Source organism: Arthrobacter sp. Y3223166, from assembly GCF_059090935.1.
This window is the reverse complement of the sequence record NZ_JBNHGE010000002.1, coordinates 128,741-145,196: the sequence shown is the minus strand read 5'-3', so window position 1 is coordinate 145,196 and position 16,456 is coordinate 128,741. Positions and strand designations below refer to the sequence as shown.

15 protein-coding genes are annotated in these 16,456 nt (G+C 65.0%); 5 read left to right on the top strand and 10 right to left on the bottom strand.

Features of this window, described 5'->3' with window-relative positions; genetic code table 11:
- Positions 1-48 precede the first annotated feature (48 nt).
- Both AC5RUH_RS02220 and AC5RUH_RS02215 read right to left on the bottom strand, forming a co-directional pair.
- Complete coding sequence (locus tag AC5RUH_RS02220) at positions 49-1,536, bottom strand: MFS transporter (protein ID WP_494127805.1); 1,488 nt, start codon at positions 1,534-1,536, stop codon at positions 49-51.
- A complete protein-coding gene (locus AC5RUH_RS02215; protein WP_494127804.1) occupies positions 1,533-2,621 on the bottom strand; it encodes an MBL fold metallo-hydrolase in 1,089 nt (362 codons plus the stop codon). The genes AC5RUH_RS02220 and AC5RUH_RS02215 overlap by 4 nt, the downstream gene beginning before the upstream one ends.
- Before the next feature lie 203 nt (positions 2,622-2,824).
- On the opposite strand from AC5RUH_RS02215, the gene AC5RUH_RS02210 reads away from it, so the two are divergent.
- Complete coding sequence (locus AC5RUH_RS02210; protein WP_494002127.1) at positions 2,825-3,310, top strand: cupin domain-containing protein; 486 nt, start codon at positions 2,825-2,827, stop codon at positions 3,308-3,310.
- A 104-nt stretch (positions 3,311-3,414) separates the two neighbouring features.
- Here AC5RUH_RS02210 and AC5RUH_RS02205 read toward each other — a convergent pair whose 3' ends face one another.
- From AC5RUH_RS02205 to AC5RUH_RS02190, 4 genes are all read right to left on the bottom strand, one after another.
- Positions 3,415-4,317 (bottom strand): PaaX family transcriptional regulator, encoded by a 903-nt coding sequence (locus tag AC5RUH_RS02205; RefSeq protein ID WP_494127803.1) that lies wholly within the window; start codon positions 4,315-4,317, stop codon positions 3,415-3,417.
- A gap of 194 nt (positions 4,318-4,511) precedes the next feature.
- Positions 4,512-5,777, bottom strand: coding sequence for a glycosyl hydrolase (locus tag AC5RUH_RS02200; protein ID WP_494127802.1), 1,266 nt, complete (start codon positions 5,775-5,777; stop codon positions 4,512-4,514).
- A 239-nt stretch (positions 5,778-6,016) separates the two neighbouring features.
- Positions 6,017-7,252, bottom strand: coding sequence for a nucleotide disphospho-sugar-binding domain-containing protein (locus AC5RUH_RS02195; RefSeq protein WP_494127801.1), 1,236 nt, complete (start codon positions 7,250-7,252; stop codon positions 6,017-6,019).
- Positions 7,198-7,857: a TetR/AcrR family transcriptional regulator gene (locus tag AC5RUH_RS02190; protein WP_494127800.1), complete on the bottom strand. Its 660-nt coding sequence runs from the start codon at positions 7,855-7,857 to the stop codon at positions 7,198-7,200. Before AC5RUH_RS02190 ends, AC5RUH_RS02195 begins: the two co-directional genes overlap by 55 nt.
- A 256-nt stretch (positions 7,858-8,113) precedes the next feature.
- Here AC5RUH_RS02190 and AC5RUH_RS02185 point away from each other — a divergent pair, with 256 nt between their 5' ends.
- Entirely contained in the window at positions 8,114-8,614 is a 501-nt protein-coding gene (locus AC5RUH_RS02185; RefSeq protein WP_494127799.1) for a hypothetical protein, read from the top strand.
- A gap of 63 nt (positions 8,615-8,677) precedes the next feature.
- Here AC5RUH_RS02185 and AC5RUH_RS02180 read toward each other — a convergent pair whose 3' ends face one another.
- The 4 genes from AC5RUH_RS02180 to AC5RUH_RS02165 form a co-directional block, all read right to left on the bottom strand.
- Entirely contained in the window at positions 8,678-10,306 is a 1,629-nt protein-coding gene (locus AC5RUH_RS02180) for a zinc-binding metallopeptidase family protein (RefSeq protein WP_494127798.1), read from the bottom strand.
- A gap of 122 nt (positions 10,307-10,428) precedes the next feature.
- On the bottom strand, positions 10,429-11,187 hold the full coding sequence (locus AC5RUH_RS02175; protein ID WP_494024482.1) for an amino acid ABC transporter ATP-binding protein: 759 nt from the start codon (positions 11,185-11,187) through the stop codon (positions 10,429-10,431).
- The gene (locus tag AC5RUH_RS02170; protein ID WP_494127797.1) at positions 11,187-12,107 is read right to left on the bottom strand and encodes an amino acid ABC transporter permease; all 921 of its coding nucleotides are present in this window, start codon (positions 12,105-12,107) and stop codon (positions 11,187-11,189) included. Before AC5RUH_RS02170 ends, AC5RUH_RS02175 begins: the two co-directional genes overlap by 1 nt.
- Positions 12,108-12,142: 35 nt before the next feature.
- The gene (locus tag AC5RUH_RS02165; RefSeq protein WP_494127796.1) at positions 12,143-13,099 is read right to left on the bottom strand and encodes an ABC transporter substrate-binding protein; all 957 of its coding nucleotides are present in this window, start codon (positions 13,097-13,099) and stop codon (positions 12,143-12,145) included.
- A gap of 157 nt (positions 13,100-13,256) precedes the next feature.
- Between AC5RUH_RS02165 and AC5RUH_RS02160 the strand changes: the two genes are divergently transcribed.
- From AC5RUH_RS02160 to AC5RUH_RS02150, 3 genes are read left to right on the top strand one after another with little or no spacing between them, the layout of a single operon-like run.
- The gene (locus AC5RUH_RS02160) at positions 13,257-13,916 is read left to right on the top strand and encodes a TetR/AcrR family transcriptional regulator (RefSeq protein ID WP_494127795.1); all 660 of its coding nucleotides are present in this window, start codon (positions 13,257-13,259) and stop codon (positions 13,914-13,916) included.
- A gap of 56 nt (positions 13,917-13,972) precedes the next feature.
- A complete protein-coding gene (locus tag AC5RUH_RS02155) occupies positions 13,973-15,196 on the top strand; it encodes an aminotransferase-like domain-containing protein (protein ID WP_494127794.1) in 1,224 nt (407 codons plus the stop codon).
- Between the two features lie 11 nt (positions 15,197-15,207).
- Complete coding sequence (locus AC5RUH_RS02150; protein ID WP_494127793.1) at positions 15,208-16,392, top strand: M20 family metallopeptidase; 1,185 nt, start codon at positions 15,208-15,210, stop codon at positions 16,390-16,392.
- Positions 16,393-16,456 lie beyond the last annotated feature (64 nt).

The window sequence follows — 16,456 nt, the reverse complement described above, 5'->3', positions numbered from 1 at the left end:
TGACGGAGCGCCCTGCCGGGTCGATAGACGACGGCGGCCTTCCGCCGTTCAGCCGTTGAACACGAACCGCTGCTGCAGCCGATTTGCCGTACGGTCCGGGTTGAGCATGATGACGCTCAGGATCCCGACCGCGACGAGGTAGATGCCGATCATCCAGAATGCCGAGTTCATCCCCGCTGCCAGCCGCGCCGCCATCTCGCCGGTATCGGCAACACCCTTGGGGCCTATGACATAGCCGGCACGGTCCATGAGGCTGCCGACCATCGCCGGAGCGATCACGCCGCCGAGCGAGGCCAAACCGGTCAAGGTGGCCATCACGGCGCCACGCTGCTTGGCGCAGACGCTGAAGGCCAGGGCCGTCGGAGCCAGCGGAAAGACCAGCGCCAGGCCCGCGCCAAGCGTCACAAAGACCACCGCTGCCGCGCCGCCGACCTGCGGCAGCACAAGGAAACACACACCCGAACACAACAGCGATGCCCCGAACAACGCCCCGAGTGCCCAGCGAACGGTCACACCGCGCTGCATGAGGAACCGGGAGGTGTAGCCGAGCACCAGCAGCGCCAGCGCGCCGAGGACCCAGGGGAAGGTGGAGACGAGCCCGATCATCTCGGGTGAAAGCTCGACGACCGAAGCGAGGTATTTGGGCGACCAGGTGGTCAGGAATCCCTGCGCCCAGAAGCAACCGGCTCCCGCCAGGACAGCGCACAGGAACATGCGAGTGCCGAGCACACGTCGAATCGGCACTATCTTGAGCAAGTCCGAACGGTCAGCGATACTTGCGGTCGCGGGAGCGGGCGCCGTTCGTTCCTCTCCCGCCGCCGCGGCAGCAACAGTTGGCTCCTCTCCGCCCGCCTTTCCGGATTCTGACGTGGCAGTGTGGCTATAGGGACCTTCGCGTCCTATGAACAGCCAGGCAAGCGACCACAGCAACCCCACGATTCCCAGAAATCCGAAGGCCCAGCGCCAGCCCAGATCGGGATGTGCGATGATCCAGGCCAGCACCGGAGCTGCAATGATGGGCCCCAGCGTGGAGCCGATGGCGACCATGCTGCTGGGCAGCCCCCGCTCCTTGGCCGGGAACCAGCCGTGGACGTGCTGCAGGCTGATGGGAGTGGCCGGCCCCTCTGCCGCGCCCAGGATGATCCGGGTAACCAACAGGACGGCCGCGCCGCCGCCGAAGAGCATCGGGAACTGCAGCACCGCCCAGGAAATACCCATTGCCAGCAGGATCCAACGCGTCGGCACCTTGCCAGCCAGGAAGCCCACTGCCACGGCAGCTGCCGCGAAGAGAAAGAAGAACGCGCTGCCAATGAAGCCGAACTCACCGGCGCTCAGGTTGAGTTCCTGCATCACGGGCGCTGCAACCAGGCCGAGGACCGCCTTGTCCGCGAAGTTGATGATCTGAAAAACCACCAGCGCTCCCGTGACCAGCCAGGCTCGACGATTCATCCGGCCATACTTGACCGCGGCCCGGAGGGTATGCGGCGCGATCAGCTCCTCCTGCCCGGTTACCTGCCGGGCCTGCTGCGCGCTCATACTCCGACCTCCAAGGTCTCGGCTGCGGCCACGGACGACGCTGCCCCCGCGGCGGACGGCGCACCAACCGGGAACCCCGGCGGTAGGACGAAAACGTCATTGTCTTCGGCCACGTCCACCGGGCCACCGAAGTCGGCGGCAGCGGCCTCCTGCATTTTCTGTGTGTCAGCCGCGCCCGGCGTGTTCGGCACCACATGGTGCAGCACCAGCCGCCCCACACCGGCACGTGCGGCTACCTTGCCCACTTCGGTGTAGGGGGTGTGCGATTCACGCAGGTGAACTTCTATGCCGTTGCGGGTCGGCCCGTCCGGGAAGGTCGCAAGGATGGCTTCCAGATCCATCACCTCGTGCAGCAGCAGCTCGGCACCCTGCGCAAGCCGGATGCAGTTCTCCGAAAAGGCTGTATCGCCCGATATCACCACCGACCCGTACGCCGAGTCGAAACGGTAGGCGAAGGCCGGGAAACACAGCCGGTGGTCCACCAGAATGGCGCTGACGGCCACTTTGTCGTCCCGGTAGATCTCGAAGGGCTCCATCTCGGGATGCCGGTTGTAGACAGGGTCTGCGGCCGCCGATGTTGGTATCTCGATATCCGCGGCAACCACCCAGTCGTTCGGGTCGGCGCGCCCTTCATCGGCCATCCGGATGCAGATGTCCGACGCGAAAACCTTGTCCAGCAGCGCGCCGACCATCTCGCGGGTACCTGTCATGCCGCGGTTGCCTAACCGGGTGCCGAGCTGCCCGGCATGCTCGTCATCCAGAGCCGGTACACGCTCCGGACGGCCCGGACCCAGAATCTGGATCTGCCGGCTGAAAGACTCCCCGGGGACTTGCCAACCGGTGACCAGGAACGAACCCAGGTCGTACACATGATCCGAGTGGTGGTGAGTCAGGAAAATCCCCCGCAGTTCACCCCACGTGGAGCTGGATCGGTAGTTGCGGATGCTGCCCATCCCGCAGTCCACCACGTAGACAGCGTCGTCTACGCGGATGGCGGTGCTGGTTCCTGCGCGACTGCTGGAGACAATCGGACCGCCTCCCGTTCCAAGCGTGTGAACGCTCATACCCTGCGGTGCTGTAGCCATGTGCCCTCTTTCCTTCGGTAGGTGGGCGGGAAAGGAGCCGCCCGGAAAGGTGATGTGGCGGCGTCGTGACGCGCCTCGGCCTGGTAGCGATCGAAGCGTGACACACATCATATGGAGCTAGTTTTGCGATCGCAATACCTATTGCATATAAACCTTCAGCCTGCCATGCTGGCTGCACAGTTCGTTCAACGAAAGGAGCCGCCATGCAGGCGCAACAGGATCAGGAAATCGTTCTGGGAGACCTGCCCAAGGGCATCACTCTGGCCAGCGAAGCCATGGGTAACAAAACCTGGAACGTCCTCGGCCACACCTACTTGGCCAAGTCGGAAAGCGCCACAAGCTTTGCGTGGCTGTCGCTGGATCCCACCGGAACGGGCGTGCCGCCGCACGTCCACCCGACTCAGGACGAGCACATCTACGTGATGGAAGGCGTCTACACGCTGTACCTCGACGGCGAGTGGACCACTGCGGGCCCGGGCGACACCGTACGCATGCCCCGGGATCTGCCGCACGCCTACTACAACAAGGGAGAGACCCCGGGCAAGGCTCTCTTCTGGGTCAGCCCGTCAGGCCGGCTCGCCCAGCTATTCGACCAACTGCACGACCTCAGCGATCCGGAAGAAGTTGTCCGCCGATCGGCGTTGCACGACGTAAACTTCCTGCCCGAGGGCAGCGTTCCCGGCGCGTAATCCCCGCTCCAGCGGCCGAGGTGACCCTGTGGTCACGACGCCGGTGCCCTCCTCCCGCAGGCAGGGCACCGGCATCGGCGATCATTCGGGATACGGGTACCGGCTCAGGGAACTGGTGTTCCCAACAGCGCATGTGCACGGTCGGCGGCCGGAGCACGGAGGATGCCGTCCAGGGTCAGGAACACTTGTTTGGCTTGCGGTGCTTTCCAGCCTTCTGGCAAGTATTCGAAGGGCAAGTTCGGGTCCCGGTAGGGGAACCTTCGCCACTGAGTCAGCATCGGCACGTACAGGCTGAAAGCCTCGCGCGGATGCGGCCGCTCACCTGCTTCGGTCCGGCGCTGCCACTCGTCCGCCGGGAGCGAGTAGCACTGTAGAAAATCTTCGTACTGGCGCTCAAGCAGCGCCAGGTCCCACCACTGCTGCACGTGCTCGCGGATGTCGCCCTCTTTGAGGTAGCTTCCGGCAAAGTACTCCGTGTAGCGGTCAAGGCCGCGGTCAGCCAGCCGGCGCATAGCCTGCTCCATCACCGTAGTGGGAGCGATCGCCACACCCGCCGCCACAAACCCGAAGCCGAGGCTGGTCAGTTCGGCGCGCAGTTCGTACCGGCGGTTTCGCTCCGCCTCCGGCACGGAAAACACCACCAAAGCCCAGGCATCGTCCGGCCGTGAGCGTTCCGGTGCGAAGATCCGCTGGTCATCGGCATGGAAAATATCCAGCACCCCTTCGGAAAGGGCGTATTCCGACACACCGTCGACCCGGCGGCCGGACAGCACACCCTTTGACTTCAACCGGGAAATGGTCGACCGCGCCGCTTGGCCGTCCACGCCCAGATCCGCCAACATGGCCACCAGCACAGAGACCGGCAGCCACGCTCCGGCGCCTCCCGCATAAAGACCGTAGAGCGTGACCAGCAATTGCTGCAGCTGTGGGCGCTGCGTCCGTGGCGCGGTGGCGGGAATTGGGTCCTCCTCTTGACTGCGCACCCTCATACTCTGTGCGCCTCCCATCCTAAGTCGCTGGCGATGGGCTGCACCCGGCGGCAGCGACGGTCGGACAGGCTCGTCGCGTGCGCGCTGAAGACCAGATGCTGCTGTGTAACGTCGCGCCCCATCCGGCCGCTCGGCCAGCAGAGCGTGCAGGATTTTTCTGGGTCGGCGCTGCCGGATTATCCAGATTAGTGGAAGGCGCGCACGTCCGTTCGCTATTTGGGCCGGGCGGCCAGGGCTTCGGCGAGCGCAGTGGCAGACGCTTTGCTGCTGTCGATGCGCCAGTCCGTTTCCTTGTTGTAGTGGAACCAGACCAGGGCGGTGATGTCGGGCTGCTGGGACAGGTAGTAGACAAGGTCCTTGTTCCAGGCCGCCTTGGAGCCGCCCTCTTCCGCGGAGGACGTTTCGGCGATGAGGATGGGCTTGCCCGGGGCCAGCGACCGGAGTTGTCCAAGCCCGTCGGCGAACAGCGCCCACGGCGGGGTCCAGGTGCTCCACGCGGCGGCGGTGCCCCAGTTGTAGCCGTCGAGGGCAACCGCATCCACGTAACCCGCGCCCGGGTAGAGACCGTCCAAGAGGGTAGATCCGGCGTAGGGGACGTTCGGGTTCCAGACCCAGGTGATGTTACGGGCGCCGGTGGAAGAGACGACGTCGTGCACGTGCCGCCAAGCGGCGGCATAGTCCCCGGCCGTATTGCCGTTGATTCCCTCGGACCAGGGGTACCAGTTTCCGTTCATCTCGTGGCCGAAGCGCAGCATCACGGGGTGGCCCCACTTAGCCAGCGCGGTACCCCATTCGCGGAGGTAGGGGTCGAAGTCTCCGGCGGTGATCCGGTCCAGCGAGTAGGCGGGTTGTGCAGTGCCTCCGCCCCAGGTCCAGGGCTCCCAGGTGAGCAAGGTATGAGCTCCGCGGGAGCGGACCGCTTCCAATTCGGTGATGGGCGGGGCTTGGTTGAAGTCCTTGTAGGAGAGGATGATCGACGGTGCTTCGCCAACCAGGGCAGCCGCTGCGTCCAGTTCGGCCGAAGCCAGCGGTCCACCGGGCGTTCCCAAGCCAAAGCGAAGCGGCGCCTTGCTGATCGATGGCGCGGTGGGGGCGGGAGACTGCTGGGGCGGCGCCGGTTCCTCCTGTGTCACCGAGGGGCTGCTGTAGGTGAGCGTGAAGGGAGCGGAGGCGCGGGTGGCGCCGGCTTTAGCCTCGATGGAGACAGTTGCCTGCTCGGTCGCAGGGATAACCAGCGTGGTACGGAAGTATCCCGAGGCACTTGAGAGGAAGGGGACAGGCTCTGTTCCTCCCGTGATTGTTCCGGAGGACTTCTTGGGAAAGCCTGTGCCGGTCACCGTGACGGAGGTCCCTGCCGGTCCGGATGAGGGACTGAGAGTTATCGCGGCCGTGGCTGCCTGAGCGGGGACAACCCCTCCGCCCAGGAGCGCGAGCGCCATCAGGACCGGGATCAGCATCATTTTGAAGGCCAGGCGCATGGAGGGACTCTCACGTGAAGGAATACGAGACGGGGAGGAGAAGCCGCTGGGCCTGCGGCCGCGTGTGGGGCGCAACACTACCTGAACGCCCTCTCGTTGGTCAAACGAGCAATCAGGATCGGTTCCCGCCCCTTGCGTCCTGACCATCAAGGGTGGACTGGAATCCGGCCGCGCTGACTCCGCGCCACCCCGTTGCCGTGTCTGTGCTGCAAACCGATGAGCCCCCCCACCCAAAACGGTTATCCCACCCCAACGCCCCGCCGCAGCAACTCCTCCATTGCGTCCGCACCGGCAGGAGCTCCCCCGGCGGCGTCGTAGCCGGCCGCGACCCGGCGGGCACCGTCGGCCATCGAGATTGTCTGGCGAACCTTGCCGCGCAGGGCCTCCGGCGACAGCTTCTTCACGGACAAGCGGGTACCGGCCCCGCAGGCGACCACCCGGGCGGCGACCTCCAGCTGGTCCCGGCCGAACGGGACCACGCACACCGGCACCCCGCGCGCCAGCGCCTTCTGGGTCGCTCCCATGCCGCCGTGCGTCACCGCAGCCACGGCCCGCTCCAACAGAGCGAGGTGGGAAGCGAACCGCTCCACGTGGACGTTGTCCGGCAGCGGCCCGAACTCCGCGGTCCCGGCGGGGACGGTGACGGCGACCGTGTAGGGTTCGCCGGCGAGACCGTCGACCGCGGCGCGGACCAGCACTTCGTCCGCCTGGTACTCCGAGGAGGTCGTCACCAGCACCAGCGGCCCCGTGGTCTCGGCGGGCCAGGCCGGCGGTTCGGCGGGTGGTTCCCAAGACAGGGCACCGATCATGCGGATCCGGTCGCCCCAGTCGGGGTGCGGGTACTCGAACGGCTCGGCGGTGGCCACCAGCATCAACGGTGCCAGGCGGAAGAACTCGTCGGCGGTTTTGATGCTGCCCAGCCCGAACTCGGCCCGCAGGGCGTTGATGCCCGGACGCACCAGCCGCTCCACGGCGCCGATCACCAGCGGGCGGACGGCGGCGTCGCGAATCCGCCCCAACGGACCGCTCAAGGGACGCAGCCCCGGCCCGAACGGCGGGGTGCCCTGCGACCTGATGGGAGGGGTGTACGGGCTGAACAGCGCCCACGGCAGGCCGGAGGATTCGGCCATCATGCGGGCACCCCACGCGTTGATGTCCACCACCAGTAGGTCCGGCCGCACGCCGTCCATCGCCACGCGCAGATCCGGCCCGTCGAACCGGCCCCGCGTAACGAACGTGCTGGCCGAGGCGGCGAGGGCATCTCGGGTGTTCCCGGCCCGGTAGTCCTCGATCTCGGTGATGGCCCGCCGGTCCATCGCTTCCGCGTGGATGCCAAGGGCACGGACCGCGGGCAGCTGGGATTCCAGGGTGCGCAGGTGGACGTCGTGCCCCCGCCGGACCAGTTCCTGCAGCAGCGGGATCAGCGGGTAGAGGTGCCCGAGCGCGGGCGAGGTGTACGCAAGGATGGTGGACATGGCGTCCTCCCGATGAGGGGCTCGAGCATCTCGAGCAGTGCTTTTTCCGTCTGGTGACGGCTGAGGCCCGCGTCGAGCCGGAGCAGCTTCCAGGTGTAGACGTCGCAAACGGCGACGAACTGGGCCAGCCGGCGGCGGCGGTCCGCACTCTCCAGCCCTTCCAAGGACGGGGCGAAAACCCGGGCGCACCACCGCCGGTGAAAGGCACGCCCCTCCCCCGTGATGCGGCGCATGAAGTCCGAACCGCCCTCCTCCGCGAGCATGCGCAAGGCAGTCCGCCCCACGTGCTCATAGTGCTCCACAAGATTGACGACGGCGGCGGCCGCGTCACCCGGTTCGAGTGCACCGCGGGCCCGGGCTACTTCCGCGCTGGCCCGTTCCGCGGCCGCTCCCAGCAGGCCGTCCCTGTCGCCGAACCGGCGGATGATCGTCTGGACCGTCGTGTCTGCGCGCTCGGCCACCTTGCCAAGGGTCACGCCGGCCAGGCTTTCCGCGGTGAAGAGCTCCACCGTGGCAGTAAGGATCCGGTCAGCCGTGGCCGCGGTTGTTTCGGCCCGCTTGCCCATCCGGTAGCCCCGGGCTCCCGTGTCCTGCACGGAATTCATGTTAATCAGGTTAACGCTAAAAGGGTTCCGGCGGAAGAGCCGGAAACCCATCACGACGGCGCTGCCCGCCTCCTTCCCAGGGGCAGGTTGCAGTCACTTCAGATACGTCTCGTCCCACCAAAGACGCAGGTTTTGGAAAGCTGCGGCAACGTTTCGGCAGGTTAGCCGCAAGGAGGGCCTTTGCGGCGGTCGGACTCGTTATTTTCGAAGGGTGGCGGGCACTGGGCCGGCCACCTCATCCGAACACGGAGTACACATGACTGCAATCCGCAAGATCGCCGCCGGCTTCCTCGCAGCCGCCCTCCTGGCCGGCGGAAGCGCCACCGCCGCATCCGCCGCTAACCTTGAGCCCGTCACCGAACCGGTCATCACCGCACCCGTCAGCGCCGAGCCAGCCGTGACCGAGGCCGACGTCAAAGCCGCCAAGGCCGCCTTCAAGGCAGCGCAGAATAATGCCCGCACCACCGAACAGCAGGCCCGCGCCACCGCAGCCGCCGAGCTGAAGGCCGTGTCAAAGAAGGCGAAGCTCGCCAAGGGCAAGGCCGTGAAAGCCGCGCAGCTGCAGGTAAAGAACCTGCGCGCGGCACAGACCGCTGCCTTGAAGGACCTCCGCGTCAAGAACCGCGCGATCGTCAACGAAGCCCGCGTCGCCTACCAGGCCGTTGCCAACGCTTACGAGGCGCAGCTCGCCGCCGAACAGCCGGTTGTCGAAGACCCGATCATCGAAGAGCCCGTCGTCGAAGAGCCCGCCGCCTAACCTGCGGACAGTCGCGAGGGGTGCCGTCCCGCCAGGGACGGCACCCTTACGTTTTTCAGGATGCTACAGCGCCTGCGGGTGCCAGACCCGCTCGCCGGAAGCCGTCGGTTCGGCCGGGGTGTAGTCGGGCCAGGCGAGGCCGGTCGGCGGCATGAAGTCGGCGGGCAGCAGGGCTCCGGTGGGGTCCTCGGCCTTGCGGCGACGGAACTCCTCGCCGGCCTCCGCCAACAGCTCCGGCGACGTCAGCATGTCCACGAAGGTGCCGGCGATGGTCTTGCCGGCCACCTCAATGGTGGGGTCGATGGCGGCGGGGATACCGCCGAGGGCGTTCATCACCCAGCCGGGGTAGGCGCCCTTGCCGGGCGCGGGCTTCAGCGCGGGCCGGGAGATGTAGAAGCGCACGGTCGGTGCGTAGTGCGTCATCTCCACGTAGTCGTCGCTGGTCCAGTTCTTCTGCCACGGGGCCAGGTGCTCGCGCAGCGCCTCCTCGGCGTCCTGCGGCGAGATCAGCGATTCGCACTCGTCCAGGAACGGCTTCTCCATCGGCTCGATCCCCAGACCGGACTGAATCTGCTGCGCGGCGGCCACGGCGTCGTCGCCATAGACCGGGGCGCCGACTTCCTCAAGGTTGTTGTACAGCGCCTGCGCCAGCACGTGGTTGGTGATGCCGGGGCGGTTGCGGGCCACCCAGGTGGTCTCCACCCGGCAGTGCGCCATCGCCGCGGCGTGCTCGGCGTTGCGGTCCAGCACCGCCAGGACGTGCCCGGCCATCTCCAGCGTGGGGCAGCGCCAGGAGTACTGGATCTGCGCGATCCGCGCCGGCAGGTTGTCCGCCGTCGCCTGCCCGGACCCGAGGATCGCGTCCGACAGGCTCCAGCCGCCGAAGCTGGGCAGCATGGCGTCCTGCATCACCCGCGAACTGGTGTACATCTGCATCAGCGCCACGTTCGCCCCCGGGGCGCGGGCCGCCGAGTGCGACGCCGGGATCGGCGAGTTCGGGTTGGCCGAGAGCTGCCAGGTCTCCGGCTCGTCGCAGATGAACGAGTAGACCCTGGAGTAATAGGAGCCGCACTGGGTGTCCCAGCGGGCGGTGTTGCACAGCGGCAGCATGTAGAACGGGTGGAAGCTGACAATTGCGTCCACCCCGTCGTAGTAGCCGCGCAGCCCGTGCACCACCTTGGAGCCCTGCACCTTTTCCGCCGGTTCGCCGGTGTAGCGTAGGGTGCCGGCGATGCCGTGCACGTCCATGGCGAGCTTGGTGCCGAGCAGGCCGGCCAGCGTGGAGATGCCCAGCGCCGAGTGCGGGTCGGTGTGGCCGGGTGCGAAGGCGCTCAGCCCGTCGCGCGGGGTCTCCTCGGTGGAGGCGGCCTGGCAGTTGCCCGGCACGGCGTCGTACTCGGCGTAGGTCAGCAGCACCGGACCGCCGCTCCCCTGCGTCCACTCGGCCTTGAACGCGGTGGGCATCCCGCCGCTGCCCTCTTCCACCTCGAAGCCCTCGGCGCGCAGCCGCTCCACGTACCAGGCGGCGGAGCGGTATTCGCGCCAAGCCGGCTCCGCGAGCTCCCAAATGTGCCGGTGCCATTCGGACAGCCGGTCCATGTTGGCGTCGATCCACTCCCGGGCTGTTGCCTTGGCTTCGGCGGCGAGGCCTGCGGGGACGGCTGCGGCGGTGGTTTCCTGGGTGGTGCTCACTAGTGTTCCTTTCGGGGTGCTGCGTCTTGAGTACGTGAGCAGGCACTGCCCGGGGTTGGGCACGGCGACGTTGTCCACGCAGTAGGGTGGTGAGTCCGGCTGTCCTTAGAGGAGAGCCCGGGTTAGGAGACGCGGGCCAGGAAGCTGCGCGTTCGTTCATGCTGGGGATGCTGCAGCACGTCATCGGGCGGTCCCATCTCCACGATGACGCCGTTGTCCATGAAGGCGACGACGTCGGCCACTTCACGCGCAAAGCCCATCTCATGGGTCACCACGATCATGGTCATGCCGGCTCGCGCCAGTTTCTTCATGACCTCCAGCACCTCTCCCACAAGCTCGGGATCCAATGCGGAGGTAGGTTCGTCGAAAAGCATGACGTCCGGGTCCATGGAGAGGGCACGGGCTATGGCTACGCGCTGCTGCTGGCCGCCGGAAAGCTGGGATGGGAAGTTGCCGGCTTTGTCCGCCAAACCTACCTTGCCCAACAGATCGCGGGCTTTGGCCTCGGCTTGGGCCCTCGGGGTCTTGAGGAGTTTCAGCGGCCCGTGCATGACGTTTTCGAGGGCAGTCATATGGCCGAAGAGATTGAAGTTCTGGAACACCATGCCGATCTTGGAACGGCGTTTGTCGATCTCGGCCTGTCGCGCTTCCACCAGTTGGTCGCCTTTGACGTCATAGCCGATCATGCGGCCGTCGACCAGGATGGCGCCCGCATTGGTCATCTCCAAATGATTGACGCACCGCAGGAGGGTGGACTTGCCGGAACCTGATGGCCCGATCAGGCAGACCACCTGCTGCGGCTGGACCTTGAGGTTGATTCCCTTGAGCACCTCCACGTCGCCGAAGCTCTTGTGCACATTGAGGAATTCGACTGTCGCCATCAGCGGGCCGCCTTTCCGGTAACGAGGGAATTGCCTTTGGAATAGCGCTTTTCCAGCTTGCCTTGGAAGTAGGACAGGATGGTCGTCAGCAGGAGGTACCAGATGCTGGCGACAATCAGCAGGGGGATCTGGCGCAGGTTCTGGGCATAAATCTGCTGGGTGTTGTACAGCAGATCACCCACGCCGATAACGATGACCAGCGACGTGGTTTTGAGCATCGAGATCACGTTGTTTCCGACCGGCGGGATGATGACCTTCATGGCCTGCGGGATGACGACGTACCAGAGCGTGGCCATTTTGCTGAAGCCCATGGATCGGCTGGCCTCGGTCTGGCCCTGCGGTACGCTGAGCAGCCCTGCGCGGACGATCTCCGCCATGTAGGCGCCTTCATTCAGGCCGAGGCCGAGGATGGCCGCGGTCATGAGCGAGATGACGTCGTTGGTGTCCCATTCGACAAAATTCGGGCCAATGAACGGGATCCCGATGCCGATGGTTGGAAAGATCGCCGCGGCGAAGCCCCAGAACAACAGTTGGACCAGCAGAGGGGTACCGCGGAAGAACCAGACGTAGGCCCCGGCGACACCGGCAATCAGCCAGTTGTCGCTCATCCGCATGACCGCCACGAGCAAACCGACGACGAAGCCGATAAGCATGGCGATGAAGGTCAGCTGCAGTGTAGTCGCCAGCCCGCTGAGGATCCGCGTGTCGAAGAAGTAACGCGCTACCACGTCCCATCCGAAGCCCTGGTTAGTAACCAGCGTTATGGCGGCGATGAGCAGACAGAGTCCGACGACGATGATTGCCACCAGCTGGCCCGGGCGCTTCCGCCGCAGCACGGGCCTGCCGCTGAGTGCGAGATAGTCCACCGCCGGCCCCGGGGAGGAATCGGCCGGATGCTTCTTTGTTCGTTCCGTGCTCATGGGCCTTTAGACCTGGCCTTTCTTGTACGTCCGGATCACTTGGAGGGGTTGATTTCGGACTTTTCCACCGCTGTGTTGCCCAGGTTCCACGCGTCGAGGATCTCGGCGTAGGTGCCGTCGGCAATCAACGAGTCGATGGCGGCCTTGAAGGCATCGGCCAGTTCCTTGTCCTTCTGGTTGACTACGACTCCTGCCAGCGCCGGTTCGACAAGAATGTCTTCGACGGCCATGAAAACGTCTGGCTGCAACTGGGAGTAGTAGGCAACCAAGGCAACGTCCGCCGCCATTGCGGCGGCGCGGCCGGTGGCCACTGCCTGGTTCACGTTGTCCTGTTGCGGCAGCACCAGCTCGGTGATCTTTTCTTTACCGCTGCTCTTGCATTCCGCCTGGAAGGCCGGCAAGACGTCGAGCGCCTGCGTGGTGCCCGTTTGGGCAGCTATCGTCTTCCCGCAGAGGTCCAGGACGCCCGTTACGTCGTCGGGGTTGTCTTTCTTGACCATGACAGACGTGCCGCTCTGCATGTAACTCACCATGGTGACCAGCTCTTGCCGCTCCGGCGTAATGGAGAAGGCAGCCCAGGATGCGTCGTATCGGCCTGCCTGAATTCCCGCGAGAATGCCGTTGAAGTCGCCCTTGTTAATGGTGATGTCCAGCCCCATCTTCTTGGCAACGGCCAGGGCCATGTCCGGTTCGAGGCCGACGATGTTGCCCTCGTCATCGGTGAAGTCGATTGGGGCATAGGTCGGATCAGTGACCAGGTCCATGGTCCCCCGGTCTTTAAGGTCCTGCGGGACCAATGCGCTGACGGCAGGATCTTCCTGCGCCGCTTGGGCTGCCTCCTGCCCGCCCTCCCCTAAGACGGGTCCCGCAGTTGCGCTCGGGCCTTCGCCCTCAGTTGTTGCCGTGCTCTCGGTGTTGGTGCAGCCGGTGACGCCGGCCAGGAGCGAGAGCGCTGCTACCGCTAGGCAGGAATTCCTGTAGATCGTATTCATGGTGTGCCTTCCATCGGCGGAATCAATCGAAACAGTGTTGATAACTCCAATATGTTGCACTTATTATTGAAGTGAGGCAGATCACTGTCAAGGGTTGTTCGAAAACCCGCGTGGTGCGGACGGGACCAGTAGAAGTACAGGCAAGAGGAGTGCAGCAGTGGGCGGATCCAGAAAGAAGCATGCTGTAACAGAGGAAGAGATTGCAGAGCGCCGGCTTGCGATTGTCAATCACACGGCTGCCATCATTTCCTCCTGCGGCGTAGACGGCTGTTCCTTTGCGGCGGTTTCCGAAGCCTCGGGCTTCAGCATCGGCATGATCCAGCATTACTTCCGCACAAGGGACCGCCTCATTCTGGCGGCCATCGATCACAGAATTCGCGAATCCGAGGAGGAGTGGCGCGAAATTGCCGCGCACGGAACCAACGCCTTGGCGAAAATTCGGGACCTGCTGACCTTCTCGGTGGAAGGCGACAAATCCTTCGCCGATGCGTGGGGATTCTGGATTGAACTATATGCGGCATCGCACAAGGACCCGGTCATGCGGCGGGAAGTTAATACGCTCCTTGAGCTGTGGCGGAAGTTCTTCTTGGACGTCCTGGAGGAGGCAGCAGCCGAAGGCAGCATCAAACCGGTGCATGAGCCCGAGGACACGGCGCAACTCCTGCTCGCCGTTGTCGACGGCCTCGCTGTCCAGACCGTCAACGGAACCTACGGCAGCAGCCCCGAAAATATGCGCAGGCTCCTCTACCGCTTCGCCTCATCCGAGCTCGGGGTCGATACCTCCAGCTGGGAGACAGCAGCTTCTACCAGGGGCTGACCAGCGCGCCACTACAGATTTCCCGAAAGATCAAAGCCAGCGAAACGAGGAGATTCATGACTACCAGTTCCTTTACGTCTTCAACCGGGGTGTCGGCCCTCTTCGCTGCTCGTGCCTCCGGCTATAAGCCGTCACCGGTGCGTGAGGTCTTCGACCTCTCGATGCAACCGGGGATGATCTCGCTGGCAGGCGGCAATCCGGATCTGAGCGTCCTGCCCCTGGCCGGGATCGCGGACACGGCAGCAGCGCTGCTTCGCACCCAGGGACTGCAGGCCCTCCAGTACGGCGGAGGCGGGGGCACCGAGGAACTCCAGCAGCTGGTTTGTTCGGTCATGCAGGCCGAAGGCAACCCTGCGGGTCCGGCGAATGTGCAGATCACCGCAGGATCTCAGATGGCGCTTGAACTGCTGGTCAAACTGTTCTGCGATCCCGGCGATGTGATCCTGGCGGAGGGGCCCACCTACGTGGGCGCCATTAGCGTCTTCGACGGGCTCCAAGCGTCGGTAGCGCACGTGCCCATGGACAGCGACGGTTTGATCCCTGCCGAGCTGGAGCGGAAGATCGGTGAGCTCTCGCTAGAGGACAAACGCATTAAGTTGCTGTACACCATCCCCAACTTCCATAACCCCTCGGGAGTCACCCTCGCCGCCGACCGCCGGGCCGAGGTGGTCCGCATCTGCAGGGAGGCCGGCATCGCCATCATTGAGGACAACCCTTACGGCATGCTGAGCTTCGATGGCCGGCACCTGCCAAGCCTTCATCAATTGGATCCGGACAACGTGTTCTACCTTGGCTCCTTTTCGAAAACCTTCTCGCCGGGGATTCGCTTGGGATGGGCAGTGGTGCCCGACGATGTGCGCCGACAGTTGCAGCTGGCTTCAGAAGCGACCACCATCTGCCCCTCGGTCCTCAGCCAAATGCTCGTCGGGGAGTACCTGACACGGACTGATTGGCGAAAGACGCTGGACAACGCGGTGGGTCTCTACCGCGACCGGTGCGCCGCGGCGATGGAAGCACTGACCGATTTCATGCCCGCCGGCACTAACTGGACGGTGCCTGCGGGTGGCTTTTTCACGTGGGTGACCCTGCCGCATGGCATTTCCGGCGAAGAGGTCATGCTTCGCGCCATTGCCCACCAGGTTGTTTTTGTTCCGGGCAGCGCCTTCTATTCCGACGGGTCGGGTGACAATCAGCTGCGCATAGCGTTCTCGTTCGAGACGCCGGAAAGGCTGCGCGAGGCAATTCGCCGCCTGGGTATCGCCATTAGTGAATGCCTCTGAGGAGCGCCCGCATGACCACGGTTCAGACCTTCAAAAAGCGTGCCGAGTCGGCCATCAACCAGGGGCTGGAACGGATCGTCGAGTTCAGCCATCGACTGCACGCGAACCCGGAGCTCGGCCTCGACGAGGTAAAGGCCTCAGCCTGGTTGGTCCACGAGCTGGAAGCAATCGAGCAGTCACGCGTGCAGCATGGCTTGGGCGAACTTTCGACAGCTGTCCGGGCTGAGGCGGGCGCGGGAGAGCTCGTTCTCACCATCTGCGCCGAGTACGATGCGCTGCCCGGCATTGGCCACGCCTGCGGACACAACATCATCGCCGCGGCAGCACTGGGAGCGTTCATGGCGTTGGCGCCGCTGGCGGACGAGCTCGGAATCACGGTCAGGCTGCTCGGAACACCCGCTGAAGAGACCGTGGGCGGCAAGATCATCATGCTGAAGCAAGGCGACTTCGACGGCACCCATGCCGCCATGATGGTTCACCCGTACGGACAAGACGAGCTGGCGATGCGACCATATGCGTGCTCCGGGTACATGGCTACGTTCAGCGGACGAAGCGCCCATGCCTCTGCGGCGCCCTACGACGGCGTCAACGCGCTCGACGCCATCACCGTCGCCCTCACGGCCATAGGCCTCGCCCGACAGCAACTGCAGCCGAATCAACAAATCCACGGCTACGTTCTTAACGCCGGTTCGGCGCCGAATGTCATCCCGGATACCGCTGTGGGCGAATGGATGGTCCGTGCCGATTCGATGGAATCCCTGCAACAGGTAACAAAGGTTTTACACCGATGCCTCGAGGCGGGTGCGGTGGCAACAGGGAGTCAGCTAACCATTGACCAGGTAGGTCACGACTTCGCCAGCCTGGAGACCGACGATGCCTTGGCCGATCTTTATCGCGCCAACGCCAGAATGCTTGGCCGAAATCCGGGCGAGACCACTGTCTTGGGCGGGTCGACGGACATGGGCAACGTATCGCAGCGCTACCCGACAATCCATCCCATGATAGGACTCGGCGGCGGTTGCCCGCCTATTCATAGCGCCGAATTTGCGGACCTTGCCGCATCCCGGGCGGGAGATCAGGCCGTGCGCGACGGCGCCCTCGCCATGTCATGGACCTGCATCGACCTGGCCACGGACGCCGACCAGCGGCAACGTCTTCTCACGCGCCCGGTCGCGGGGGACGTCGGCGGGCGGTAGAGGCACGCGACGAGCTCCTTAGCCGTGCCACCGACGCAGCGGTCGAGTGTTGCACGGCGTATCG

Coding starts and splice junctions, on each gene's coding strand:
- AC5RUH_RS02185 (WP_494127799.1), top strand. CDS start 8,114: ATGACTGCAATCCGCAAGATCGCCGCCGGCTTCCTCGCAGCCGCCCTC.
- AC5RUH_RS02190 (WP_494127800.1), bottom strand. CDS start 7,857: ATGAATTCCGTGCAGGACACGGGAGCCCGGGGCTACCGGATGGGCAAG.
- AC5RUH_RS02150 (WP_494127793.1), top strand. CDS start 15,208: ATGACCACGGTTCAGACCTTCAAAAAGCGTGCCGAGTCGGCCATCAAC.
- AC5RUH_RS02205 (WP_494127803.1), bottom strand. CDS start 4,317: ATGGGAGGCGCACAGAGTATGAGGGTGCGCAGTCAAGAGGAGGACCCA.
- AC5RUH_RS02165 (WP_494127796.1), bottom strand. CDS start 13,099: ATGAATACGATCTACAGGAATTCCTGCCTAGCGGTAGCAGCGCTCTCG.
- AC5RUH_RS02195 (WP_494127801.1), bottom strand. CDS start 7,252: ATGTCCACCATCCTTGCGTACACCTCGCCCGCGCTCGGGCACCTCTAC.
- AC5RUH_RS02210 (WP_494002127.1), top strand. CDS start 2,825: ATGCAGGCGCAACAGGATCAGGAAATCGTTCTGGGAGACCTGCCCAAG.
- AC5RUH_RS02215 (WP_494127804.1), bottom strand. CDS start 2,621: ATGGCTACAGCACCGCAGGGTATGAGCGTTCACACGCTTGGAACGGGA.
- AC5RUH_RS02155 (WP_494127794.1), top strand. CDS start 13,973: ATGACTACCAGTTCCTTTACGTCTTCAACCGGGGTGTCGGCCCTCTTC.
- AC5RUH_RS02220 (WP_494127805.1), bottom strand. CDS start 1,536: ATGAGCGCGCAGCAGGCCCGGCAGGTAACCGGGCAGGAGGAGCTGATC.
- AC5RUH_RS02175 (WP_494024482.1), bottom strand. CDS start 11,187: ATGGCGACAGTCGAATTCCTCAATGTGCACAAGAGCTTCGGCGACGTG.
- AC5RUH_RS02200 (WP_494127802.1), bottom strand. CDS start 5,777: ATGCGCCTGGCCTTCAAAATGATGCTGATCCCGGTCCTGATGGCGCTC.
- AC5RUH_RS02170 (WP_494127797.1), bottom strand. CDS start 12,107: ATGAGCACGGAACGAACAAAGAAGCATCCGGCCGATTCCTCCCCGGGG.